Source organism: Xanthobacteraceae bacterium (genome assembly GCA_019454205.1).
In the GTDB taxonomy this organism is placed as follows: domain Bacteria; phylum Pseudomonadota; class Alphaproteobacteria; order Rhizobiales; family Xanthobacteraceae.
This window is the reverse complement of record CP075369.1, coordinates 2,318,869-2,341,424: the sequence shown is the minus strand read 5'-3', so window position 1 is coordinate 2,341,424 and position 22,556 is coordinate 2,318,869. Positions and strand designations below refer to the sequence as shown.

Annotated in this window: 29 protein-coding genes; 10 read left to right on the top strand and 19 right to left on the bottom strand. The window is 63.6% G+C overall.

Going from position 1 to position 22,556, the window contains the following annotated elements:
* Positions 1-8 precede the first annotated feature (8 nt).
* The gene (locus KF794_11775; protein ID QYK44445.1) at positions 9-845 is read left to right on the top strand and encodes a cytochrome c1; all 837 of its coding nucleotides are present in this window, start codon (positions 9-11) and stop codon (positions 843-845) included.
* A gap of 62 nt (positions 846-907) precedes the next feature.
* On the opposite strand, the gene KF794_11770 is transcribed toward KF794_11775, so the two are convergent.
* Positions 908-1,048 (bottom strand): hypothetical protein, encoded by a 141-nt coding sequence (locus KF794_11770; protein QYK44444.1) that lies wholly within the window; start codon positions 1,046-1,048, stop codon positions 908-910.
* Positions 1,049-1,164: 116 nt separating this feature from the next.
* Here KF794_11770 and KF794_11765 point away from each other — a divergent pair, with 116 nt between their 5' ends.
* Positions 1,165-1,710 carry an adenine phosphoribosyltransferase gene (locus KF794_11765; GenBank protein QYK44443.1) on the top strand — a complete coding sequence of 182 codons (546 nt, stop codon included), beginning with the start codon at positions 1,165-1,167 and terminating at the stop codon, positions 1,708-1,710.
* Between the two features lie 24 nt (positions 1,711-1,734).
* Here the strand turns inward: KF794_11765 and KF794_11760 are convergent, their stop codons facing one another.
* From KF794_11760 to lgt, 10 genes are all read right to left on the bottom strand, one after another.
* Positions 1,735-2,211, bottom strand: a complete 477-nt coding sequence (locus tag KF794_11760; GenBank protein QYK44442.1) for a MaoC family dehydratase — start codon at positions 2,209-2,211, stop codon at positions 1,735-1,737.
* Complete coding sequence (locus KF794_11755) at positions 2,208-2,690, bottom strand: MaoC family dehydratase (protein QYK44441.1); 483 nt, start codon at positions 2,688-2,690, stop codon at positions 2,208-2,210. Before KF794_11755 ends, KF794_11760 begins: the two co-directional genes overlap by 4 nt.
* A 17-nt stretch (positions 2,691-2,707) precedes the next feature.
* Positions 2,708-3,805 (bottom strand): redox-regulated ATPase YchF, encoded by a 1,098-nt coding sequence (gene ychF / locus KF794_11750; GenBank protein QYK44440.1) that lies wholly within the window; start codon positions 3,803-3,805, stop codon positions 2,708-2,710.
* Positions 3,806-3,823: 18 nt separating this feature from the next.
* The gene (gene pth / locus KF794_11745; protein QYK44439.1) at positions 3,824-4,426 is read right to left on the bottom strand and encodes an aminoacyl-tRNA hydrolase; all 603 of its coding nucleotides are present in this window, start codon (positions 4,424-4,426) and stop codon (positions 3,824-3,826) included.
* Positions 4,427-4,482: 56 nt separating this feature from the next.
* Positions 4,483-5,202, bottom strand: coding sequence for a 50S ribosomal protein L25/general stress protein Ctc (locus KF794_11740; GenBank protein ID QYK44438.1), 720 nt, complete (start codon positions 5,200-5,202; stop codon positions 4,483-4,485).
* Between the two features lie 191 nt (positions 5,203-5,393).
* On the bottom strand, positions 5,394-6,143 hold the full coding sequence (locus KF794_11735; protein ID QYK44437.1) for a hypothetical protein: 750 nt from the start codon (positions 6,141-6,143) through the stop codon (positions 5,394-5,396).
* Positions 6,144-6,291: 148 nt separating this feature from the next.
* Positions 6,292-7,257, bottom strand: a complete 966-nt coding sequence (locus KF794_11730) for a ribose-phosphate pyrophosphokinase (protein QYK44436.1) — start codon at positions 7,255-7,257, stop codon at positions 6,292-6,294.
* A gap of 172 nt (positions 7,258-7,429) precedes the next feature.
* Complete coding sequence (pgeF, locus tag KF794_11725; protein QYK44435.1) at positions 7,430-8,194, bottom strand: peptidoglycan editing factor PgeF; 765 nt, start codon at positions 8,192-8,194, stop codon at positions 7,430-7,432.
* A 4-nt stretch (positions 8,195-8,198) separates the two neighbouring features.
* Positions 8,199-9,305, bottom strand: coding sequence for an SAM-dependent methyltransferase (locus KF794_11720; protein ID QYK44434.1), 1,107 nt, complete (start codon positions 9,303-9,305; stop codon positions 8,199-8,201).
* Positions 9,292-10,149, bottom strand: coding sequence for a prolipoprotein diacylglyceryl transferase (lgt, locus tag KF794_11715; GenBank protein QYK46689.1), 858 nt, complete (start codon positions 10,147-10,149; stop codon positions 9,292-9,294). The genes KF794_11720 and lgt overlap by 14 nt, the downstream gene beginning before the upstream one ends.
* Positions 10,150-10,272: 123 nt before the next feature.
* On the opposite strand from lgt, the gene KF794_11710 reads away from it, so the two are divergent.
* The 6 genes from KF794_11710 (at position 10,273) to KF794_11685 (ending at position 13,711) form a co-directional block, all read left to right on the top strand.
* Positions 10,273-10,539, top strand: a complete 267-nt coding sequence (locus tag KF794_11710; GenBank protein QYK44433.1) for an accessory factor UbiK family protein — start codon at positions 10,273-10,275, stop codon at positions 10,537-10,539.
* A gap of 236 nt (positions 10,540-10,775) precedes the next feature.
* Positions 10,776-11,276 (top strand): YbjN domain-containing protein, encoded by a 501-nt coding sequence (locus tag KF794_11705; GenBank protein QYK44432.1) that lies wholly within the window; start codon positions 10,776-10,778, stop codon positions 11,274-11,276.
* A gap of 4 nt (positions 11,277-11,280) precedes the next feature.
* The gene (locus KF794_11700; GenBank protein ID QYK44431.1) at positions 11,281-12,099 is read left to right on the top strand and encodes a pyrroline-5-carboxylate reductase; all 819 of its coding nucleotides are present in this window, start codon (positions 11,281-11,283) and stop codon (positions 12,097-12,099) included.
* Between the two features lie 194 nt (positions 12,100-12,293).
* A complete protein-coding gene (locus KF794_11695) occupies positions 12,294-12,968 on the top strand; it encodes a TetR/AcrR family transcriptional regulator (protein QYK44430.1) in 675 nt (224 codons plus the stop codon).
* 22 nt (positions 12,969-12,990) lie between these two features.
* Positions 12,991-13,326, top strand: coding sequence for a tRNA-binding protein (locus KF794_11690; protein ID QYK44429.1), 336 nt, complete (start codon positions 12,991-12,993; stop codon positions 13,324-13,326).
* Positions 13,327-13,357: 31 nt separating this feature from the next.
* Positions 13,358-13,711, top strand: coding sequence for a tRNA-binding protein (locus tag KF794_11685; protein QYK44428.1), 354 nt, complete (start codon positions 13,358-13,360; stop codon positions 13,709-13,711).
* Here the strand turns inward: KF794_11685 and KF794_11680 are convergent, their stop codons facing one another.
* The 3 genes from KF794_11680 to KF794_11670 form a co-directional block, all read right to left on the bottom strand.
* The gene (locus tag KF794_11680) at positions 13,712-15,016 is read right to left on the bottom strand and encodes a two-component sensor histidine kinase (protein QYK46688.1); all 1,305 of its coding nucleotides are present in this window, start codon (positions 15,014-15,016) and stop codon (positions 13,712-13,714) included. It lies immediately after the preceding gene.
* Positions 15,017-15,096: 80 nt separating this feature from the next.
* On the bottom strand, positions 15,097-15,825 hold the full coding sequence (locus tag KF794_11675) for a response regulator transcription factor (protein QYK44427.1): 729 nt from the start codon (positions 15,823-15,825) through the stop codon (positions 15,097-15,099).
* Positions 15,822-16,358 carry a MarR family transcriptional regulator gene (locus KF794_11670; protein QYK44426.1) on the bottom strand — a complete coding sequence of 179 codons (537 nt, stop codon included), beginning with the start codon at positions 16,356-16,358 and terminating at the stop codon, positions 15,822-15,824. The genes KF794_11675 and KF794_11670 overlap by 4 nt, the downstream gene beginning before the upstream one ends.
* 202 nt (positions 16,359-16,560) lie before the next feature.
* Here KF794_11670 and KF794_11665 point away from each other — a divergent pair, with 202 nt between their 5' ends.
* Positions 16,561-17,448, top strand: coding sequence for a branched-chain amino acid aminotransferase (locus tag KF794_11665; GenBank protein ID QYK44425.1), 888 nt, complete (start codon positions 16,561-16,563; stop codon positions 17,446-17,448).
* A 160-nt stretch (positions 17,449-17,608) separates the two neighbouring features.
* Here KF794_11665 and KF794_11660 read toward each other — a convergent pair whose 3' ends face one another.
* The 5 genes from KF794_11660 to uvrC form a co-directional block, all read right to left on the bottom strand.
* Entirely contained in the window at positions 17,609-18,118 is a 510-nt protein-coding gene (locus tag KF794_11660; GenBank protein QYK44424.1) for a hypothetical protein, read from the bottom strand.
* 14 nt (positions 18,119-18,132) lie between these two features.
* On the bottom strand, positions 18,133-18,591 hold the full coding sequence (locus KF794_11655; protein QYK44423.1) for a molybdenum cofactor biosynthesis protein MoaE: 459 nt from the start codon (positions 18,589-18,591) through the stop codon (positions 18,133-18,135).
* Between the two features lie 4 nt (positions 18,592-18,595).
* Positions 18,596-18,847 (bottom strand): molybdopterin converting factor subunit 1, encoded by a 252-nt coding sequence (moaD, locus tag KF794_11650; protein ID QYK44422.1) that lies wholly within the window; start codon positions 18,845-18,847, stop codon positions 18,596-18,598.
* 18 nt (positions 18,848-18,865) lie between these two features.
* Complete coding sequence (gene pgsA / locus KF794_11645; GenBank protein QYK44421.1) at positions 18,866-19,492, bottom strand: CDP-diacylglycerol--glycerol-3-phosphate 3-phosphatidyltransferase; 627 nt, start codon at positions 19,490-19,492, stop codon at positions 18,866-18,868.
* Between the two features lie 63 nt (positions 19,493-19,555).
* Positions 19,556-21,586 (bottom strand): excinuclease ABC subunit UvrC, encoded by a 2,031-nt coding sequence (uvrC, locus tag KF794_11640; protein ID QYK46687.1) that lies wholly within the window; start codon positions 21,584-21,586, stop codon positions 19,556-19,558.
* Positions 21,587-21,842: 256 nt separating this feature from the next.
* Between uvrC and KF794_11635 the strand changes: the two genes are divergently transcribed.
* On the top strand, positions 21,843-22,445 hold the full coding sequence (locus tag KF794_11635; protein QYK46686.1) for a porin family protein: 603 nt from the start codon (positions 21,843-21,845) through the stop codon (positions 22,443-22,445).
* The last annotated feature ends 111 nt before the right edge of the window (positions 22,446-22,556 follow it).

Genomic DNA, 22,556 nt, shown 5'->3' with positions numbered 1-22,556 from the left:
AGCGAACCATGAACAAGAAATCGCTTCTCGCGCTCGCTGCCGTTACCGCAATCACTTTCGTTTTTGCGGCGCCGTCGTTCGCGGCGGACGCAGGCCATCCGCAGCCGCCGCGGCTGAAGTGGACCTTCTCTGGCCCGTTCGGAAAGTTCGACAAGGCGCAGTTGCAGCGCGGCTTCAAGGTCTACCGCGAAGTTTGCGCGGCGTGCCATTCGATGAAGCTGATTGCATTCCGTACGCTCGGCCAGCCGGGTGCGCTCGGTTTTTCGGAAGGCCAGATCAAGGCGCTCGCCGCCGACTATCAGGTCACCGATGGTCCGAACGACCGCGGCGAGATGTTCCAGCGTCCGGGCCGCCCGTCCGATTACTTCCCGCCGGTATTCCCGAACGAGCAGGCCGCCCGCGCCACGCATAACGGCGCATATCCGGTCGATCTTTCGGTGATCGCGAAGGCGCGCACCTTCGAGGTCGGTTTCCCCGGCTTCGTCATCGACGTGTTCCGCCAGTATCAGGAGAACGGCGTCGATTACCTGCACGCACTGCTCACCGGCTACGAGAACCCGCCGTCGAACGAGAAGCTGCCGGCGACGCAGTTCTGGAACAAGTATTTCCCCGGCCACAAGATCTCGATGCGTCCGCCGCTCGAAGACAAGCGCGTCGAATATTCCGACGGCTCGCCGCAGACGGTCGATCAGTACGCACGCGATGTAAGCGCGTTCCTGATGTGGGCCGCCGATCCGCACCTCGAAGTGCGCAAGCGCGTCGGCTTCCAGGCCATGATCTTCCTGATCGTGTTCGCGGGTCTTGCCTACTTCACCAAGAAGAAGATCTGGGCGGACGCGCACTAACGAGTGCGCACCGCGTCTAAAAAGAAGGCCCCGCTCCGGCGGGGCCTTTTCGATTCAGGCGCTCAGCCTTTTTTCGGCGCGGGCGGGGAGGAAGGACCTCTGCCGCCGCCATACTCCGACTTGTAGGACGACTGCCCCTTCTTGGAAGACTCGGCCTTCGGCTTCTTCTTTTCCTTGGTCGAGCGCTGCTGACCCTTGGCCATGGTGGTGCTCCTGGTGAGCTTTCGCGAATCTGTCGCGATCGCGCGATTAGGCTATTCTCGCTTGCTTCATTCCGGCAAGGCGGTTGCAGCCGTCCATGCCGCTTTCAGGGCCATCCATGAACCAGTCCGACGCGCTCGACCTTCGCCATGCCATCCGCATCATTCCGGACTATCCCAAGAAGGGGATCATGTTCCGCGACATCACCACGCTGCTCGGCAACGCGCGGGCGTTCCGGCGCGCGGTGGACGATCTGGTGAACCCGTGGGCCGGGTCGAAAATCGACAAGGTGGCGGGGATCGAGGCGCGCGGCTTCATCCTCGGCGGCGCGGTGGCGCATCAGGTTTCGGCGGGTTTCGTGCCTATCCGCAAGAAGGGCAAGCTACCGCACCAGACCGTGCGCATGGTCTACGCGCTCGAATACGGCACCGACGAAATGGAGATGCATGTCGATGCCGTCAGCAAGGGCGACCGCGTCGTGCTGGTGGACGACCTGATCGCGACCGGCGGCACGGCGGAAGGAGCGGTGAAGCTCCTGCGGCAGGTCGGCGCGGAAGTGCTCGCTGCCTGCTTCATCGTCGATCTGCCGGAATTGGGCGGCGCCGCGAAGTTGCGCGCATTGAACGTCCCGGTGCGGACGCTGGTGGCATTCGAGGGGCACTGATTTAACAGGCCACTCTCTGGCGCGTTACTTCGGCTTTCGCTGGAGGAAGGCCGAGCTTTCGAATTCGAGTACGCGCTCGCCCTTCTGGTTGACGCCCGTGGTGCGGCTGCGCATCAGGCCCCATTCCGGCCTGCTGGCAAGATCGCGCAGCTCGATCACTTCGCTCGAATAGGTAACTGTGTCGTTGGCGAACACGGGCTTCAGCCATTTCAGGTTCTTGAAGCCGGGCGAGGGACCGAAGCGCGCCGGGGTCTCGCCGCGCGCCGCCGCTTCCGCGTACACGCGCTTGCTGTAGTCCACGACCTGCCGCATGAACGCGGCGGTCGTATGCCAGCCGGAGGCGCACAACGCGCCGAACAGCGAGTTCTTCGCGGCTTCCTCGTCGAGATGAAACGGCTGCGGATCGAATTTGCGCGCGAAGGCTTTGATCTTTTCCGGCGTGAACGTGTAGGAGCCGTACTGGTGGCTGTCGCCGATCCTGACGTCTTCAAAGAATTTCATGCCGGCGTCCCCGGATTGCGCTTGCCGAACATGCCGGGCCAGGTCGCCTGCAACACGACTTCGCCGTTCTGATTGGTGATTTCCATGCTGTGCCGGACGAAGCCCATGTTCGGGCGGCTGTTGGACTCGCGCTTCTCGAGGCAGGTCATGCGCGCGGTGATCTGATCGCCGGGACGCAGCGGTTTCACCCACCGCATTTCCTCGACGCCCGGCCCGCCGAGCGAATATGCGTGTTGCAGCAGCCCGTCGAAGACCATGCGCATCATGATTGCGGAGGTGTGCCAGCCGGAGGCCGACAAACCTTTCAGCATGGATTTGTTCGCCGCTTCCTCGTCGAGGTGCATCGGCTGCGGATCGAACTCGGTGGCGAACTCGATGATCTCCTCGCGCGTGACGAGGCGCGGGCCGAAGGTGCGAACGGTGCCTACTTCAAAATCCTCGAAGCAGATTTTCGAATTCGATGCGTTCTTGGCTTCCATGGGCCGTTTGTACCGGCTCAGTTTGCGAAGCGGAAGTGCATGACGTCGCCGTCCTGCACGACATATTCCTTGCCTTCGAGGCGTAGTTTGCCTGCTTCGCGCGCGCCCGCTTCACCCTTGCCGGAAACGTAATCCTGGTATGCGATGGTCTCGGCGCGGATGAAGCCCTTTTCGAAATCGGTGTGGATGACGCCGGCCGCCTGCGGCGCCTTCGAGCCTTTCTCCACCGTCCATGCGCGCGCTTCCTTCGGGCCGACCGTGAAGAACGTAATCAGGCCGAGCAGTTCGTAGCCGCTGCGGATCAGGCGATCGAGGCCCGGCTCGACCAAGCCGACCGCATCGAGATAATCCTTGCGGTCGCCGATCGGGAGCATCGCGATCTCGGATTCGATCTTCGCGGAGATGACGACCGCGACGGCTTTCTCCGCCTTCGCCTTGGCCGCGACCTTTTCCGAGAAGGCGTTGCCGGTTGCCGCGGCGCTTTCCTCGACGTTGCAGACATAGACCACCGGCTTCGCGGTGATGAGTTGCAGCGCCTGAAACGCGGCTTCCTCTTCGTCTTTGCGGGCCACGGTGCGGGCCGGCTTGCCGTTCGAGAGCGCTTCGATCGAGCGCTTCACGAGGTCGAGTTGCGCAACCGCTTCCTTGTCGCCGCCGCGTGCCTTCTTGTTCAGGTTGTCGACGCGCTTCTCAAGGCTGTCGAGGTCGGCCAGCATCAGTTCGGTTTCCACCGTCTCCGCGTCGCGGAGTGGATCGATACCGCCTTCGACGTGGGTGATGTCGCTGTCCTCGAAACAGCGCAGCACATGCGCGATGGCATCGACCTCGCGGATATGGCCGAGGAACTGGTTGCCGAGGCCTTCGCCCTTCGATGCGCCGCGTACCAGCCCCGCGATGTCAACGAAGTTGAGTTTGGTCGGCACGATCTCTTGCGAAGGAATGATCTTCGCAAGCGTGTCGAGCCGCGGATCCGGCACCGCGACTTCGCCGACGTTCGGCTCGATGGTGCAGAACGGATAGTTCGCCGCCTGCGCGGCCGCGGTCTGGGTGAGGGCGTTGAACAGGGTCGATTTGCCGACGTTCGGCAGGCCGACGATGCCGCATTTGAATCCCATGATGGACTTCTTCTTCGTTCAGGGGCGCGGGGCGCCGGTTGGAATCGTGTTGCTCTTTTCCATCGTCAGATGGATGCGCGTTTGAAACTCGACTTGCTGCCTCGCGACGAGCAACTGGGCGGCGTCGGAGATCGCTTCGCACATCGCCTCGACCCACGGCTGCTCGGATTTCGCGAAGTCGCTCAGCACATGGCGTGCAACGAGCGCCTTGTCGCCGGGATGACCGACGCCGATGCGCACGCGCTGGTAGTCGTTGCCGCAATGGGCGGTGATGGAGCGCAGGCCGTTATGGCCCGCGTTGCCGCCGCCGGTTTTGACGCGCAGTTTCGCGGGAGGCAGGTCGATCTCGTCGTAGAGGACGACGATGTCGCCTAGCGCGACCTTGAAGAAGTTCTGCGCGGCGGAAACGGCGATGCCGGAATCGTTCATGTAGGTTTCCGGCTTCACCAGCAGGATTTTCTCGCCCGCGATTTCGCCTTCGGCGGTCTGCGCCTGAAAGCGCTTGCGCCACGGCGAGAAGCGATGCCGGTAATGGATCGCGTCCGCGGCCATGAAGCCGATGTTGTGGCGGTTGCGGCGGTATTTTTCGCCCGGATTGCCCAGTCCCGCGAAGAGTTGCATCGGGCGGTCTCCGGCGAGGAAACGGGCGGGCGCGTATTCGCGCGCGCGCCTCGCGATTACTTCTTGTCGCCGCCTTCGGCCTTGGCGTCGGCAGCCGGAGCGGCGGCAGCGTCGCCCGCCGGAGCAGCGCCGGCAGCCGGGGTTGCGGCCGTTGCGGCAGCGGCGTCCGCCTTTGCCTTCTCGGCGGCGGCGGCGAGTTCTTCGAGGTAGCCCGACGACGGCACGATGGTCGCGATCGTGAAGTCGCGGTCCTTGATCACCGGGCGCACGCCTTCCGGCAGCTTTACTGCCGAGATGTGCAGCGAGTCGTTGATCTCAAGGCCGCTCAGGTCGGCGGTGATCGACTCGGGAATGTTTTCCGCCGCGCAGAAGAATTCGACGGTGTGGCGCACGACGTTCAGCGTGCCGCCGCGCTTGATGCCCGGCGAGGCTTCCTGGTTCGTGAAGTTGACCGGGATCGCGACGCGGATGGTCGCGCCCGCGCCGAGGCGCTGGAAGTCAACATGGATCGGCTGATCCTTCAGCGGATCGAGCTGGAAGTCGCGCGGGATCACGCGGGTCTTTTCGCCGCCGAGGTCGAGTTCGAACACGGTGGTCAGGAAGCGACCGGCGAAGATGCGGCGGGTCAGTTCGGTGCGATCCAGCGAGATCGACAGCGCGTCTTTGCTTTCGCCGTAGACGGTGCCGGGGATGCGGCCTGCGCGGCGCTCGGCGCGGGCAGCGCCCTTGCCGGCTTTTTCGCGCTTGGTGGCGGTGAGTGCGATCGCTTTAGCCATGGTCGGTCCTTCGTAAGTCTCTGTGCCGAAAGCAAAAATTATTCGCTCCGGCGGGGGCACCGGGTTCGCGCGGTCGCGCTGGCCGTGGTCCTGGGGGCGTTGTCGAGCGGGCTTATACCGGCAGGAAAAGGCTGAATCAACGTGGGATTCAGCCCTTTCGGGAAGACCCTGCGGGGGCCCGAAACCGGGGCCTAGAAGCGCTGGGTGACGCCCGCCCGGAGCACGTCCAGCGGGTTCACCGGGGTCGAGGAGGGCGCTACCTGCCAGGGCGTGGTGCGCTCGGCCGAGAGGAAGCCCTCGAAATCCGAACCGAACTTCTGGCGGTACTCCAGTCGGGTCTTGGCGTCGCCGTAGGGGTTCACCTCGAAGGCGGTTCCGATCTTGCCGCCCCAGAGGCTCTGCGGAAGCTTGTAATAGGTTCCGCCGACAATGGCGTTGGCAATGCTCAGCGTGCCGTCGTCGTTCGCCACGACGCTACGGTTGGTGCCCCCGAAGAACTGCCAGGACGAGCCGACATATTCGACCCGGCCCCTGATCTGGCCCGTGCCGCCTGAAGACGCGCCGGGGATCGTTCCGGCAAGCGCGTTCACGGGAATTACGTTGTTATAGCTGGCGGTGGTGACGTTGCCTTCGACGTTCACGCGAATCTGGCCGCGGTTCAGCTCGAACTTCGAGGGTAATGCGCGGCTGGTTGATTGCACCGGCTTCAGCACGAAATAGTCGGGCGTTTTTTCCTGCTCGGCGATGCTGTTCAGGATCGCCTCGTCGCTCAGCGCGCTCCAGTCGGTTTCCGCTGCGGGATGCTGTTCGAGCTTCGAATCGGCGAGCGACTTCTCGATCAGCGCGCGAAGCGGATCGTCCTGGTTCTGGCCCGCCGGTTCGGCGTGGGCCATTCCCGCGGCGAAGGCAAAAATTGCGGCGGCAGCGATAGCGTGTCTCATAGGGCCCTCCCTATGGAATTGAACGGCGATAGCGCGAAGATGCGGGAACTCTTTGCCCCGGAAATTAGGAGCCTATGTGGCGGCGCCGCACAATTTCGTTAACGCGCAGCCTGAATTTTATGCGGTCATAATATTGTGATGGCCACAATCAGTCGAAGAGGCTGGAAACGCTCTCTTCGTGCGCGGTGCGGCCGATGGCTTCGCCGATCAGGCTGGCAATCGAAAGCACGCGGATGTTGCGCGCGACGCGCACGGCTTCGGTCGGCTGGATCGTGTCGGTGATCACGAGTTCCTTCAGCTTCGACGCGGTGATGCGCGCGACCGCGCCGCCGGAGAGTACGCCGTGGGTGATGTAGGCGTGCACGCTGGTCGCGCCTTTTTCGAGCAGCGCGTCGGCGGCATTTACCAGCGTGCCGCCGGAATCCACGATGTCGTCGATCAGGATGCAACTGCGGCCCTCGACGTCGCCGATCACGTTCATCACTTCGGATTCGTTCGGGCGCTCGCGGCGCTTGTCGATGATGGCGAGCGGCGCGTCGATGCGCTTCGCGAGCGCGCGGGCGCGCACCACGCCGCCGACATCCGGCGAGACCACGGTGAGCTTGCCGAGGTCGAAGCGTTCCTTGATGTCGCGCGTCATCACCGGCGAGGCATAGAGGTTGTCGGTCGGAATATCGAAGAAGCCCTGAATCTGTCCGGCGTGGAGATCGACCGTCATCACGCGATCGGCGCCGGCGCGCGTGATCAGGTTCGCGACCAGCTTCGCCGAGATCGGCGTGCGCGGGCCGGGTTTGCGGTCCTGCCGCGCGTAGCCGAAGTAGGGCACGACCGCGGTGATGCGGCGCGCGGACGAGCGGCGCAGCGCATCGGTCAGGATCAGCAATTCCATCAGGTGGTCGTTCGCGGGGAACGAGGTGGATTGCAGGATGAAGACGTCCTGACCGCGGACGTTCTCCTCGATCTCGACGAAGATTTCCATGTCGGCGAAGCGCCGCACGGTCGCTTTCGTCATGGGCGTTTCGAGATAGGAAGCGATGGTCTCGGCCAGCGCGCGATTCGAATTTCCGGCGACGAGCTTGATGCTGCCGTTGTTCTTGACTGCGCGACCCGACATGAACGCCATCATCCGCGGGCACCCGGTAGCGGGCTTTGCCCTTTACACAAACGTCACTAGCGGCCACGCGCAGCCGTGTAAATACGGGGCGGGATGCAGTCCACCTCCAAGTCGGGCTTGTCCGACCTGGACGATTAAATATTGCCGATCCGGTGCAGACCAGAGATCGGACTCAGGGGGTGAGTGCGATTGCCGCAATCTGCCGGCCGTAATCCGGCTCGCGCCGGTGGGTGGTACGGCGATAGGAAAAGAAGCGCTTCTCGTCCGCGTAGGTATCGAGGCCGAGGTCTTCGATCCGGCCGACGCCTGCGGCCTCCAGTTGAAGCTGGATGAAACCGCCGAGATCGAACATGAAATGATCCGGCTTCTGCGAGGGCGCGAAAAAGCGCGCATGGGCGGCGTCGGCCGCGCGGAATCGCTCCGCGAATTCGGGGCCGACCTCGTAGCTCTGCTGGCGGATCAGCGGGCCGATGGCGGCGACGATGTTGGCGCGCGCCGCGCCGAGGCTCTCCATTTTCGCAACCGTGGCTTGCGCGATGCCGCCGAGCGCGCCTTTCCATCCGGCATGGGCGGCGGCGACGATGCCCGCTCCCGCGTCGGCAAACAGAAGCGGTCCGCAATCGGCGGCAGAAGCGCCGACCGCGAGGCCTCTGGTGCGCGTCACGATGCCGTCGGCGCGCGCGGCGCTCTCGCCCGCCCATGAGCGATCAACGACGACCACGTCGGCGGAATGGATTTGGTAGCAGGTGAGAAGATGTTTCGCGCCGAGCGCTTCCGCCATGCGGCGGCGGTTTTCCGCGACCTTCACGGGTTCGTCGTTCGAACCGACGCCTCCATTCAGCGAAGCATAGATGCCTTCCGATACGCCGCCCTCGCGCGTGAAGAAGGCGTGGCGGATGCCGGGGAGTTTCGCGAGCGCGGCGGATTCGACTTTCATGGTTTTAAATTCGCGCGGATGGCTCGGCCGCGTCAAATCCCGGCAGCGAAGGAAGCGAAGCGTGCGCGAAGGCGAGCGCCTTGAACATCTCGCCCATCCCCGGCGCCGGACCTGTGAGGCGCGAGAGCGCGGAGACGATTTCATCGCGTTGCGCCTCGGTGGCTTTCTGCCGGAGCGCCGCGGCGCGGATTTCGATGCCGAGGTTTTTCAGGAACGCGCCTTGCGTGACGATACGTTCCGCGCGCACGGTTTCTGATGCGAGCGTGGCGAGCGACTCGAAATCGACCTGGGTGGTGAGATCCGCCTCGCCGGGATTCTCCAACGGCTCGGCGTAATCGTGCTTGGCGACCGCTTGCAGCGTGTCGCCGAAGCCGCTCTCGCTGTGGCCGTAGTCGATCAGCAATGCCGCGCCGCCCTGTGCGCCGATGCGCGAAACGATTTTTGCGACCGGCTCCTGCTCGCGGCGTTCGAAGATCGCGCCGTCGGGTGCAGGGCGCAGCCGCTCCGGCAAGGTTTGCTCGAACGATGGCGGCGTCGCAGGATGCAGGCCGAAGGCGAAACCGCCGTCCGCGCCGATACCGATCCTGCGCTCGAACCAGCGGCCATTTTTCTTCTCGAACTGACCGACCGGCAGCGCATCCACGAATTCGTTGGCGACGACGATCAGCGGGCCGTCAGGCAGAGTCTCGACGCTGCCGTGCCATGCAATCGAGGATACCGCGCCGTGCAGCGTTTCGCGCTGGCGTTCCTGCAACACCGGACTCATGTCCACGAGATGCAATTCGATGGCATCGGGAAAGCCTGGCATCGCTTTCGCGGCGCGCAGCGCGTCGCGCATCAGCGTGCCGCGTCCGGGTCCGAGTTCGGCCAGTATCACGCGGGCGGGCGAACCCATCAGCCGCCAGACTTCCGCGCACCACAGCCCGACCATCTCGCCGAACATCTGCGAGATTTCCGGCGCGGTGACGAAATCGCCACCCGCGCCGAAGGGATCGCGCGCGGTGTAGTAGCCGTATTCCGGGTGAGCGAGGCAGAGCGCCATGTAGCGCGAGAGCGGGATCGGGCCTTCGGCTTCGATCAGCGCACGGATTTCGCGCTCAAGCGCGTTCATTCGTCTTCGGCGGTTTTGGTGCCACGAATTTCACCGCGCCGCGTTTTACTGCGAACCAGATCGCGCCCGCGCCGACCAGCAGCATCGGCAGCGAAAGCAGCATGCCCATGGTCAGGCCGCCGGTGAGGTAGCCGATATGCGCATCCGGCTCGCGGAAGAACTCGCTCACGATGCGCGCAAGGCCGTAGCCGCCGACGAACAATCCGCCGATCGTGCCCGGATATTTCAGCGCGCCGCGCCGCCATGCGTAGAGCAGGACTGCGAACAGGATAATGCCTTCCAGCGCGCCTTCGTAAAGCTGGCTCGGATGACGCGGCAGCGGGCCGCCGTTCGGGAATACGAAAGACCACGGCACGTCGGTGACGCGGCCCCAGAGTTCGCTGTTGATGAAGTTGGCGATGCGTCCCAAGAACAGCCCGATCGGCGTAACGATGGCGGCAACGTCGAGCATCGAGAGCATCGGGATGCCGCGCGAGCGTGCGAACAGCAGGAGCGCTAGAATGGTGCCGAGCATGCCGCCATGGAACGACATGCCGCCGCGCCACAGCACCAGAATCTCCGAAGGGTGCGAGAAGTAATAGGCGGGGTTGTAGAACAGCACGTAGCCGATGCGGCCGCCGAGCACGACGCCGAGCGCCGCCCAGACGATCAGGTCGTCGATGTCTTCCGGCTTCATGGGCGAAGTTCCGCCCCACGGCTCCTTCTCCGCGGCAACGCGCCGCGCAAGCCACCAGCCGGCGACCAGCCCGCCGATATAGGCGAGCGCATACCAGCGGATCGCGAGCGGGCCGATGGAAATTAGCACCGGGTCGATCATCGGGAAGGGCAGCGCGAATAAGGGCATTGCGAGAGACATCCGCGGCTGCATCCGCCCTGCGTTAAGGCAAGTCAAGCGTATGCCTTGCGGGCGGCCTATTCGATCCCCATTGTGAAGGGACAGCGCCCGCCGGGCGAACAGGAGCCGCCAATGCCGCAGACCAGCAACCGACTGTTCGACGAGTTCGCGAAGCTCGCGAACGACGCCGCCGGGGTCGCCAACGGCGTGAAGCGGGAGATCGAGACCATCGTCCGCAGCCAGGCCGAGCGCATCATGCGCGGCATGAATGTCGTGACCCGCGAGGAGCACGAGGCGGTCAAGGAAATGGCCGCCAATGCCCGCGAGGAGAACGAGAAACTCGCCGCGCGCATCGCGGAGCTTGAAGCGCTCGCGAAAAAGCAGGTCCCGACCATCTGACGGGTTCTCCACCGCTTATTTGGGTTTTTGCGGCCCGGCGCTGTGGGAAGTCACCGAACCGCCATTGATGGCGGCGGCAAATTCGATTCTTCTGAACCCGCTGATTTGCGATTCATTTTGGCGAATCAGCAGGTTGCGGCAGCAATCGTCACGGAGAGCAAAGCGGCGACCCCGGCAGGCATGGCCGGGGAACGCGGAGCGATTCAATGGCGGGCCTGCGGGAAAGGAACGTGGAAATGGCGTTGGCTGAGTTCGAGTTTGGCGCGGGGATCAATCCCGTCGATCTCGTAGAACGGCTGGCCGCGGTCAACGACTGGTCGTTCGAGCGCTCGAACGAGTCCGAGATCACGCTTTCCATCAAGGGCCGCAACACCGATTACAACGTCTCCTTCCAGTGGATGGACGAACTGGAGGCGCTGCACATCGCCTGCGCGTTCGACCTCAAGGTGCCGGAAGCGCGCCGCGGCGAAATCTATCGCCTGCTGGCGATGGTCAACGAGCAACTCTGGCTCGGCCACTTCGACCTGTGGTCGGAGGAAGGCCTCGTCATGTATCGCGACGGGCTGGTACTCTCCGGCGGTGCGGAGGCCAGCGGAAGACAATGCGAAGCGCTGTTGGAAAATGCGGTGAGCGCCGCCGAGCGCTACTACCCGGCGTTCCAGTTCGTGATCTGGGCGGGCAAGACCGCGCGCGAAGCGATGGACGCCGCCCTGTTCGAGACCGCCGGCGAGGCGTGACGTCATGAGCGCGCTCTCCGCGCTGAAGGGCACCGTACTGCTCGCGGGCGCGGGCAAGATGGGCGGCGCGCTGCTCGAAGGCTGGCTGAAGGCCGGGCTGCCCGCTTCGCAGGTCGTGGTGCGCGATCCGGGGCCGCCGCCGGAAATGCGCGAACTGCTCGCGAAGCATAAAATCGAACTCAATCAGGATCCGAAAAGCAAAGCCGCCGCGATGATCCTCGCGGTGAAGCCGCAGGTCGCGCCGGAGGCGCTGCCGCCGCTCGCGGCTTTCGCGGACGAGAACACCGTCGTCGTCTCGGTGATGGCGGGGCGGACGATTTCGTTTCTCGAAAATATTTTCCCGTCATCGCCGGTGATCCGCACCATTCCGAATACGCCGGCCGCAATCGGCCGCGGTATCACGGCGGCGACACCGAACCGGAAGGCAGGCGTCGAGGCGCGCTCGCTGGCCGATGCGGTGCTGCGCTCCACCGGCCCCGTGGAATGGCTCGAAGACGAAGCGTTGATGGATGCGGCGACCGCCGTGTCCGGCTCCGGTCCCGCTTATGTGTTCCTGCTCGCGGAAACGCTGGCGCGCGCAGGCGAGAAGGCGGGTCTTCCGAAAGAACTCGCCGCCAAACTCGCGCGCGAAACCGTCTCCGGTGCAGGAGAGCTTCTGTATCGCTCTGACCTGCCGGCGTCGAAGCTGCGCGAGAACGTCACGTCGCCGAACGGGACTACTGCCGCCGCGCTGAAAATCCTGATGGGCGAGGGCGGTTTCGACAAGCTGCTCGAAGAAGCGGTGGCGGCTGCGACGAAGCGCGGCAAGGAACTGGCGGGGTAGTTTTCCTGCCTTGTCATTACGGATCGCCGCATACCAGGCAGGCTTTAGCCGATTTGGTCGTTTTATATTCCGATCTCGGTAAACCGGAGATCGGTGCAGCGCCCGAATAGCGGACGCCTTCCCATCGCCACAGGCTCTCCCTAGACTGAACCGCATCGGATTTCCGGCGTTTTCGCATCAGGAGGAATTCCTCAATGGCAGACGCACAGGCACGCGAAAAAATCCTCGGCGCATTCCTCACGCTGCTTGCCGAGAAGCGCTTCGAGCGCATCGAGCTTTCTGAAATCGCAAAACTCGCGAATGTCACGCTCGCCGACCTGCGCGGCGAGTTCGGTTCGACCTTCGACATGATCGCTGCGTTCATGCGCGAGACGGACAAGAAGGTGTTGTCCGGCGGCGAACAGTCGAAGCCAGATCCCGAACTGGCGGATCAGCCTGCGCGCGACCGCCTGTTCGAGGTGCTGATGCGCCGCTTCGAAGCGCTCGCGCCCTATCGCGAAGCGGTGCGCTCGCTTGCGAACTCGGCGCGCAGCAATCCGCGCCTTGCGCTTGGCCTGAACAAACTCGCGGTGCGCTCGCAGCAATGGATGCTGTCGGCGGCCGGGATCGGCTCGTCGGGCCTCGTTGGCGGAATGCGGGCGCAGGGTCTCGCCGCGATGTTCGCGCAAGTCACGATGACCTGGCTGCATGACGAAGATCCGGGGCTTGCGCGCACCATGGCCGCGCTCGACCGGCAACTGGAGAAGGGCGAGCGTCTCGCCAACTTCATGAACGGGCTTTGCCGTTTTGTGCCGGGCCGCGGGCCATCGCGGCATTCGCGCCGCGACGAACAATTCCCGGCCGACCCAAACGCGCCGGCAGCAATTTGATAATTTCAAGAAGGGGCTGAAGATGTCGCAAGTAACCGTCGATGATTTTGCGAAAGTGGACGTTCGTGTCGGTACGATTGTGGAAGCCTTGCCGTTCCCCGAAGCGAAGACGCCGGCTTTGAAGCTGGTCATCGATTTCGGCGGCGAGATCGGAAAGAAGAATTCCTCGGCGCAGATCACGAAGAATTATTCAGCCGAAAAGCTGGTCGGCAAGCAGGTCGCGGCGGTGGTGAATTTCCCGCCGCGCCAGATCGGCCCGCTGAAATCGGAAGTGCTCGTCCTGTGCTTCCCCGGCACGAATGGCGCGACGCTGGTCGTGCCGGACCTGAAAGTGCCGGACGGCGGCAAGATGTATTAAGCCCTGTAATTTCCGAGAACTGGAGAAAGCGATGGACGACGCTCCAGCGCCGCAGATTTCGTTCGGCGATTTCATGAAGGTCGATATTCGCGTGGGTACGATCGTCGAAGCCGCCGCTTTTCCCGAAGCAAAGAAACCCGCGATCAAGCTGAAGATCGACTTCGGGCCGCAGATCGGCGTGAAGAAGTCTTCCGCGCAAATTACGAAATACTACAAGCCGGAAGAATTGCCCGGAAAGAAAGTGGCCGCGGTGGTGAATTTTCCGCCGCGGCAGATCGGGCCGTTCATGTCGGAAGTGCTGACGCTCGGTTTCCCCGATGCGGAAGGCGCAGTCGTGTTGTTCTCGCCCGACCACGATGTCGCGGACGGCGCGCGCCTGTTCTAGTCAGACCGGAATGCGGATCGTCGCGCGCAGGCCGCCCATCGGACTGTCGCTCAGATAGATGTCGCCGCCATGCGCGATGGCGATGTCGCGTGCAATCGACAACCCGAGGCCGCTGTTGCCCTGGTTCTGGTTGCGCGAAGCATCGAGACGCAGGAACGGACGGAACACATCCTCGCGCCGGTTTGCTGGGATGCCCGGCCCGTCGTCATCCACCGCAATTTCCAGCCAGCGCGGCTCGCGCTTGCCCGCGATTGTCAGGCTCTTGCCGTAACGGATCGCATTCGCGACCAGATTGGCGGCGCAGCGGCGCAATGCTTCCGCGCGCACCTGCACGATGGGCGGGCCTGCGAAGGTCGCGGTAGCGCGGCGGCCTTGCCGCTGCGCGTCGGCGGCGAGTTCGCTCAGCATTTCCGAAACGTCGACCATCGCCGGGCCTTCGCCGGATTCGCCGCGGGCAAAGGCGAGATAGGCCTCGAGCATGTTGTTCAGTTCGTCGACGTCGCGGCGCATGGCCTCGGCTTCCGGCGTGTCTTTCAGCAGCGCCAGTTCGAGCTTGAAGCGGGTCAGCACGGTGCGCATGTCGTGCGAGACCCCGGCCAGCATGGTGGTGCGCTGCTCGATCTGGCGCTCGATGCGCCGTTTCATTTCGAGGAACGCGGCTGCCGCGCGCCGCACTTCGGTCGCGCCGCGCGGGCGGAAATTCGCGACCTCGCGTCCCTTGCCGAATGCCTCCGCCGCTTCCGCGAGCGCGAGGATCGGCCTGATCTGGTTGCGGAGGAAAAGCACCGAGATGGTGAGCAGCACCAGCGACGTGCCGACCATCCAGAGAATGAAGATGTGCGAGTTCGAGGCGTAGGCCTGGTTGCGCGGCGCGTAGATGCGCATCACCGCGTTCTCCAGCTTGATACGGATTTCGACCAGCGACGAGTTGCCGACCGTGTCGATCCAGAACGGACGCTTCACCTGACGGCTGATTTCGCGCGAGAGCGCGCTGTCGAGCAGGGAGAAGAACGGTTTCGGTCCCGGCGGCGGCAGGTCGGTTTCGTTCAGGAGTTCGACGGTGAGGCCGAGCCGCTCGCCGGCCATCTTGCGCAGAAACGCCGCGTCCCTGTCTTGCGGATATTTTTCGTAGACGTCGATCAGCGCCGCGATGTCGCGCGTGACCGCCGCCGAAAGGCGCTGCGTGACCGTGCTCCAGTGGCGCTCCATGAATACGAAGGCGAGCACCGATTGCAGAATGATCATCGGCAGCAGCACGATGAGCAGCGTGCGCGCGTAGAGGCCCTTCGGCAGCCGCGCGTTCATCCATGAGGCGAAGCGGTCATAGGCATCGTAGATGCGGCCGAAGATCGACCGGATGCCGCGCAGACCTGCGTCGATGGATGTCACGGCGAGATCACCAGCCGGTAGCCGACGCCGCGCACGGTGCGCAGATAGGCGGGATCGGCGGGATTTTCCTCGATCTTGCGGCGCAGGCGGTTGATCTGCACGTCCACCGCGCGGTCGGAGGCATCGCCGCCGGGCGCGACGAGATCCTGTCGCGGCACCACTTCGCCCGCGCGCAGCGAGAGCACGCGGAGCATGTCGCATTCGCGGTCGGTGATGCGGACCGGCTCGCCGTTCCGAGTAAGGTCGCCACGCTCCAGCTGGAATTCGAATTCGCCGAAGCGCACCGATTCCACCGGCGGCACCGCGGGCTGCGCCGAGCGGCGGAGAATGTTGGTGATGCGCAGCAGGAGTTCGCGCGGATCGAACGGCTTCGGCAAATAATCGTCCGCGCCGTGTTCGAGGCCCGCGATGCGGTCGCCGGTTTCGGCGCGCGCGGTCAGCATCAGGATCGGTACGTCGGAAGTCTCGCGGATCGACTTCGCGAGTTCGAGGCCGGTCTCGCCGGGCATCATCACGTCGAGCACCAGCATATCGAACACCATGCCGCCGAGCTTCGCGCGCGCATCCGCCGCGTCGGCGGCGGTGGTGACGCGGAAGCTGTGGTCGGCGAGATAGCGCGACAGCAATTCGCGGATGCGCTGGTCGTCATCGACCACCAGCAGGTGCGGGGCTTCGTCCGAGACGGGTTGCGGACGGCGGGCGAGTGCGGGGGAGGATTCGGTCATGGCTTGGCGTTCGCGCGCGCGATCAGCCGTTCGACTTCGGCGCGCGACTCCGGGTCGATCATGGAAGCGAGGAACACGCGCGCCGCTTCGCGCGCCCCGGGTCCGCATTCGTTCAGCGCGCGGGCGAAGCGCCGGGTCTGCAAGGCGACGAGCTGGCGGGCGAGTTCCTCGCCCTTGGCGGTGACATGCAGCAGCCGCTCACGCCGGTCGGTCGCGCCGGCACGCTGCTCAACATAGCCGTTGTCGACCAGTTCGCGCAGCACGCGGCCGAGGCTCTGTTTGGTGATCTTGAGCACCGCCAGCAGGTCGGCGACCCGCATGCCGGGGTGGCGGCTCACGAAGTGGACGACGCGGTGGTGGGCGCGGCCGAAACCGAGGTCGAACAGCAACTCATCGGCGTCGCCGACGAAGTCCCGGTAGGCGAAGAACAGCAGTTCAATCAGTTCGACCGCCGGAATCGCCTCGCCCGAGGCGTCGGTTTTCCGGCCTGAACCGGGGCTATGGGATAGCGTTGAGACGTTTACGTCAGCCATATTGACTTATTTCGGTTGGATTGTTACCGAGAGGCCGCCTTTTGCGAAATGATCGTGCCCGCAGCCCCCAGGCAGACAGGCCGAACATTGCGCGGAATGACGAGAACCGCTCTCATTGCGCCGAAACATAACGGGTGTCGGCCGGTGAGGCAAAAGCCCGAAAACAAGCCCGAAGCGGGCTTCCGTGTTGGAGGAATGCGTTATGGCCGGTGAACCTTTCGATAAACGTCCCGGGAAAATCTGGTACGACGGCAAGCTGGTGCCGTGGGAGAGCGCCAATCTCCACGTACTGTCCCACGGCCTCCACTACGCAAGCTGCGTGTTCGAGGGCGAGCGCGCCTACGGCGGCGAAATCTTCAAGAGCACTGAACATTCCGAGCGGCTGCGGAAGTCGGCCGAACTGCTCGATTTCGAGATTCCCTTCTCGGTCGCCGAGATCGACGAAGCCAAGAAGCTGGTGCTTTCGACCAACGGCCAGAGGGACGCATATGTGCGCCCGGTGGCGTGGCGCGGTTCCGAGATGATGGGCGTCTCGGCGCAGATGAACAAGATTCACCTCGCGATCGCGACCTGGGAATGGCCGAGCTACTTCGACCCGGCGCAGAAGATGAAAGGCATCCGCCTCGATGTCGCGGAATATCGCCGTCCCGATCCGGCGACGATCCCGTGCAAGGCGAAGGCGGCGGGCCTGTACATGATCTGCACGATCTCGAAGCATAAGGCCGAGCGCAAAGGCTATGCCGACGCGATGATGTACGACTATCGCGGCTTCGTCGCCGAGTGCACCGGCGCCAACATGTTCTTCATTCAGGACGGCAAGATCCACACGCCGACGCCGGATTGCTTCCTCGACGGCATCACGCGCCGCACGGTGATCGATCTCGCCAAGCGCCGCGGCTACGAGGTGATCGAGCGCCACATCAAGCCGGAAGAGCTTTCCGGCTTCAGCGAGTGCTTCATCACCGGCACGGCGGCGGAGGTGACCCCGGTCGGTGAAATCGGGGACTGGAAGTTCACGCCCGCCAAGATCACGCAGACGCTAATGGACGACTATACGGCCGCCGTGCAGCCGAAGCAGGCGGCGGCGTAGCTTCCGCTCGTATCTCGGATAATTAATTCGTCATGCCCGGCCTTGTGCCGGGCATCTACGTTTTAGGCGTTGCATTTCGGAAGGGGTGAATGGCCGGGACAAGCCCGGCCATGACGGTTTTTGTTGAGTAGCTAACGGATGAAAACGCCGCTTTTCCCGGTCAGCGCTCGATTCCCGGCCCAGCGCGAAGCGATGCGCTGATCCGCGTGACAATCGCATCCCAGCGCTGCTTTTCGCGCGCCGGATATTCGATTGCGAAACAATGGATGATGCCGGGATTGCCGCGTCCGAAGTTGCAGCGCAGGTAATGAATCCTGTCGCCGCGGACGCCGGAGGCGGCGAAGAAATTGCCGGTAATATGCTCGTAGGCGAGCGGGCCTTCCGGCCTCACATAATTATCGACGTAAGAGCGCGGGGTATCGTCCGTGCTGTTGAACGAGCCATAAATCGAAAGCCGCGCGCTGCCGTCGGTGCTGGTGAAGGCCTGTCCGTCGCCGTTCGTGGGCGGAGGTTCGCGCCGGGAAAATATCTGCGACGGATAGTCGGCGGTGGTGCCGAAACGTGGATTTGCATAGGTGCGCCAGCCCTGATCCTGCGCGAAGGCCGGCGCGCTCTCCGGTCCCGCGAGCAAGAGGAAAGCGAGAGCGAGGCCTGTAAGCCGCTTGCGCATGGCATTATTCCCTCTTATTTCCAGCGCGCGGCGGCGCGCTCGTCTTTCTCGTTCGCGTCCACCCATGCTTCGCGGCCGCCGCCTTCGCTCTTTTTCCAGAACGGTGCGCTGGTCTTCAGGTAGTCCATGATGAATTCGGCCGCCGCAAACGCCGCCTCGCGATGCGCGCTGGCGGTTGCGACAAAGACGATGACTTCACCGGGTTCGATGCGGCCGACGCGATGTACGACTCGCGCGGCAAGCAGCGGCCAGCGCTTGTTCGCTTCGGCGACATGCGCGGAAATCTCTTTCTCCGCCATACCGGGATAATGTTCGAGGTGAAGTGCCGCGATCTGCGCGCCCTTTTCGTCGGCGCGGCAGATGCCGGAGAAGGTCACGACCGCGCCGATCCCGGCTCCGGCCTGCGACAAGGCTTGCGTTTCGGCATTCGTGTCGATGGGTACGGCCGAGATGCGAACGCTTTCGCCGCCCATGGCGTCAGCCGCCCGTCATCGGCGGGAAGAAGGCGATCTCGCTCGCGCCGGCGATCTTCGCTTCCGCGCGCACATGGGTCTTGTCGATGGCGGCGCGGATCACCTTCGGGTTCTCGAACGCGAGTTCGTATTCTTCGCCGCGCGTCTTCATCCATTCCAGCAGGTCGCCGATGGTCTGCACGGACGCAGGCAGCTCGACGTCTTCCTCGGATTTGTCGAGACGTTCGCGCAGCCATGCGAAGTAGACGATCTTCATTTCCGATACCCGGTCCAGCTACTCGACAAGATGTTTCGAGCCGGCGCGGAAATAGTCATAGCCGGTATAAAGGGTGAGAAGCGCGGATACCCACAGCAACGTCACGCCAATCAGCGAGGTATAGGGCAAAATAACGTCGCCGGCATCGCCCGCGATCAGGAAACCGATTGCGACGAGCTGCATCATCGTTTTCCATTTCGCGAGATTCGTGACCGGTACGCTCACGCGCAATTCCGCGAGAAACTCGCGCAGGCCGGAAACGAGAATCTCACGGCAGAGAATGATGATCGCGGCCCACAGCGCCCAGCCGCGGATGGTGCCGTCGGCGGCGAGCATCAGCAGGCACGACGAAACCAGAAGTTTGTCGGCGATCGGATCGAGCATCCGGCCGAGCCGCGAAAATTGGCCGTAGGTGCGCGCGGCCCAGCCGTCGAGATAGTCGGTGATTGCCGCGGCAGTGTAGATGGCGAGCGCCAGCCAGCGCAGCCACAGGCCGCCGTCGAGAACCGCGATTCCGAACAGACAGGCCGCGACCGCGGGCACCGCGGCGATGCGGCCATACGTCAGCATGTTCGCGAGGCTGGTCGGCGAACTGTCTTGCTTCGGTGTGCTGACCGGTGAGGCCGTTTGCGGGTTCTGATTCATGTCTGCTGCAGAGCAAGACACCCCAATTTGGCGGCGTCAATGCGGCACTGCGCAACGTGGCCGTCATCCATTCGCATGAAAGTAGTCGTAGACTGCCTTTGCCAGCCGCGCGTCGATGCCCGGCACATTTTCGAGGTCGGCGAGCGAGGCGCTCTCGATGGCTTTCAGGGTGCCGAAATGGTGCAGCAGCGCGCGCTTTCGCGACGGCCCGACGCCGGGGATTTCCTGTAGCCCGGTACTGCCGATGCTTTTCGCACGCCGCGCACGGTGCGAGCCGATGGCGAAGCGATGCGCTTCGTCGCGCAGACGCTCGACGAAATAGAGCACGGGGTCGCGCGGCGGCAGGCGGAACGGTTCGCGTCCCATGATATGGAAGGTTTCCCGGCCGGACTCCCGGTCCAGCCCCTTTGCCACCGCGAGCAACGGGATGTTTTCCACGCCCGCTTCTTCCAGCGCTTCGCGCGCAGCGCTGAACTGCGTCTGCCCGCCGTCCACGATGACGAGGTCCGGCCACGGGGTATCGGAGGCATTCTCGGGCACCATGTCGCGATGGCTGCGCGGATGTTCTTCCGCGAGACGCTTGAAGCGGCGCAGCAGCACCTCGCGCATCATGCCGATGTCGTCGCCAGCCTTTGTTTCAGGCCACTTGATGTTGAACTTGCGGTATTGGCTTTTCGCGAATCCTTCCGCGCCAGCGACGATCATCGCGCCGACCGCGTTCGTGCCCATGATGTGGCTGTTGTCATACACCTCGATCCGGCGCGGCGCATGAGGAAGGCCGAGCGTTTCGGCGAGGTTGTTCAGGAGCCGGTGCTGGGAAGCAGACTCGGCGAGGTTACGCTCCAGCGCTTCGCGCGCGTTCTTCATCGCGTTCGCGATCAGCTCGTATTTCTCGCCGCGCTTGGGCAGCGAAATTTCAACCCTATGTCCCGCCTTCTCGGATAGCGCCTGCGAGAGTAATTCGTGCTCGACGGGAAGATGCGAAACCAGAACCAGTTTCGGGATCGCCTTGTCCGCGTAGAATTGGCCGAGGAAGCTCTCCATGACTTCCTCGATGCTCACGTCGCGTCCCGCGCGCGGGAAGTTCGCGCGGTTGCCCCAGTTCTGGCCGTTGCGGATGAAGAAGCTCTGCACGCAGGTCAGGCCGCCCTGCTGGTAGCAGGCGAATACATCCGCTTCATCGAGGTTTCGCGGATGCACGCCTTGCTGCGACTGCACCGCCGAGAGTGCGGCGAGCCGGTCGCGCAGCATTGCCGCGCGCTCGAAGTCCAGTCCATCGGAGGCTTGCTGCATCTCCTGCGCGAGCCGTTCCTTGATGGCGTTGCTCTTGCCGGAGAGAAACTGCCGCGCTTCGCCGACCAGGCGATTGTATTCTTCGAGTCCAATCTCGCCCGTACACGGCGCGGAGCAGCGCTTGATCTGAAACAGAAGACATGGCCGCGTGCGGCTCTCGTAGACTGAGTCGGAACAGGAGCGCAGGAAGAACGCGCGCTCCAGTGCGGTGATGGTGCGGTTCACCGACAGGCCGGATGCGAACGGGCCGAAATAATCGCCTGCGCGGTTGCGTCCGCCGCGATGCTTGGTGATGGCGGGCGCGGGGTGGTCGCCGGTCAGCAGAATGTACGGGAACGATTTATCGTCGCGCAGCAGCACATTGTAATAGGGGCGGAAGCGCTTGATGAGGTTCGCTTCGAGCAGAAACGCTTCCGTCTCGGTGTTCGTGGTGACGAACTCCATGCTCGCGGTCGCCGCGATCATGCGCTGGATACGGCGCGAGTGTCCGGTAGGGCGCGTATAGGAGATCACGCGCTTGCGGATGCTCTTGGCCTTGCCGACGTAGAGCACCGAACCCTGTGCATCGATCATGCGGTACACGCCGGGACCGGCGGGAGAGTTCTTCTGGAAACGCAGGATGGTTTCGCGGCCGGTGCGGAACGGTGCGTTGTCCGGCTCGGAATCATCATCCTCCGGCTCCTCGACGAGGACTTCTTCTTCCTCTTCCTCGTCGTCCGCCTCGGCGCCGATCAGGCCTTCTTCTTCCTCGATCTCGCGCGGATCGGGTTGCGGGCCGGGATTGATGCGTTCGCGCTCCATTTTAGGAAAATAGGAGTTTGTCCGGCTTACGGCCAGCGGGTGCGCTTCCGTGCCGCCGAAGGCGAAGAACGGCAGCACTTCCGGCCTCAAATCGGGTTCGGGAGAACCGGAATTAACCGATCATTAGGCACGGCAACGAAGAAGCCCGCCGCGGGCCGCCACGGTTAACGACTCGGATTATCCGAAAATTTTATCGTTACCCGAAATGCGGTTCTGGAAGTCCGCTCCGGCGGAGGAGGCCATCTTGAAAAAAATCATGCTCGCACTGGTGGCGGTGATTGCCGTTACGGGCACGGTGCGCGCGGGCGACATCCCGCAGCGCTACAACAACAATCCCCAAGTCTATCGGAACCTGTTCAACTGGACCGGATTCTACGGCGGCCTCAACGGCGGCTGGGGCTGGTCCGATGCGAACGGCAACGACCAGAGCGGTTATCTGATCGGCGGTCAGCTCGGTTACAACTATCAGCTCGTCAGCGGCATGCTGTTCGGCGTCGAAACCGACATCACGTTCACCGGCATCGACGGTGCGATTCCCGGCGGGAATTTCGCGGTCAATAACATCGGAACGATTCGCGGACGTCTCGGCTACGCGTTCGACCGGGTGATGCTCTACGCCACCGGCGGTCTTGCTTATGCCAACGGCGAAGTCACCGTTGCCTCGCTCTCCAATGACCAAACGCATTGGGGCTTTGCGCTGGGCGCAGGCATCGAAGGCATGATTTCGCCGAATGTCAGCGTAAGACTCGAATACATCTACACCGACTTCGGATCGCAGACGTACACAACGATCGGCGGTCCGTTGGGGGTTGGGTTCAGCGCCAGCATGTTACGCGCAGGCGTGAACTATCGCTTCTAAGGTTGGAACTTTTCTCGAAACGCGGGGAACTTTTTCGCGCTTGAATAAAATTTTACGGGAACTTTTCGGTTGACGTTGCGTTCGCGTTCCGTAGCCGGAAATCGGTCGTCA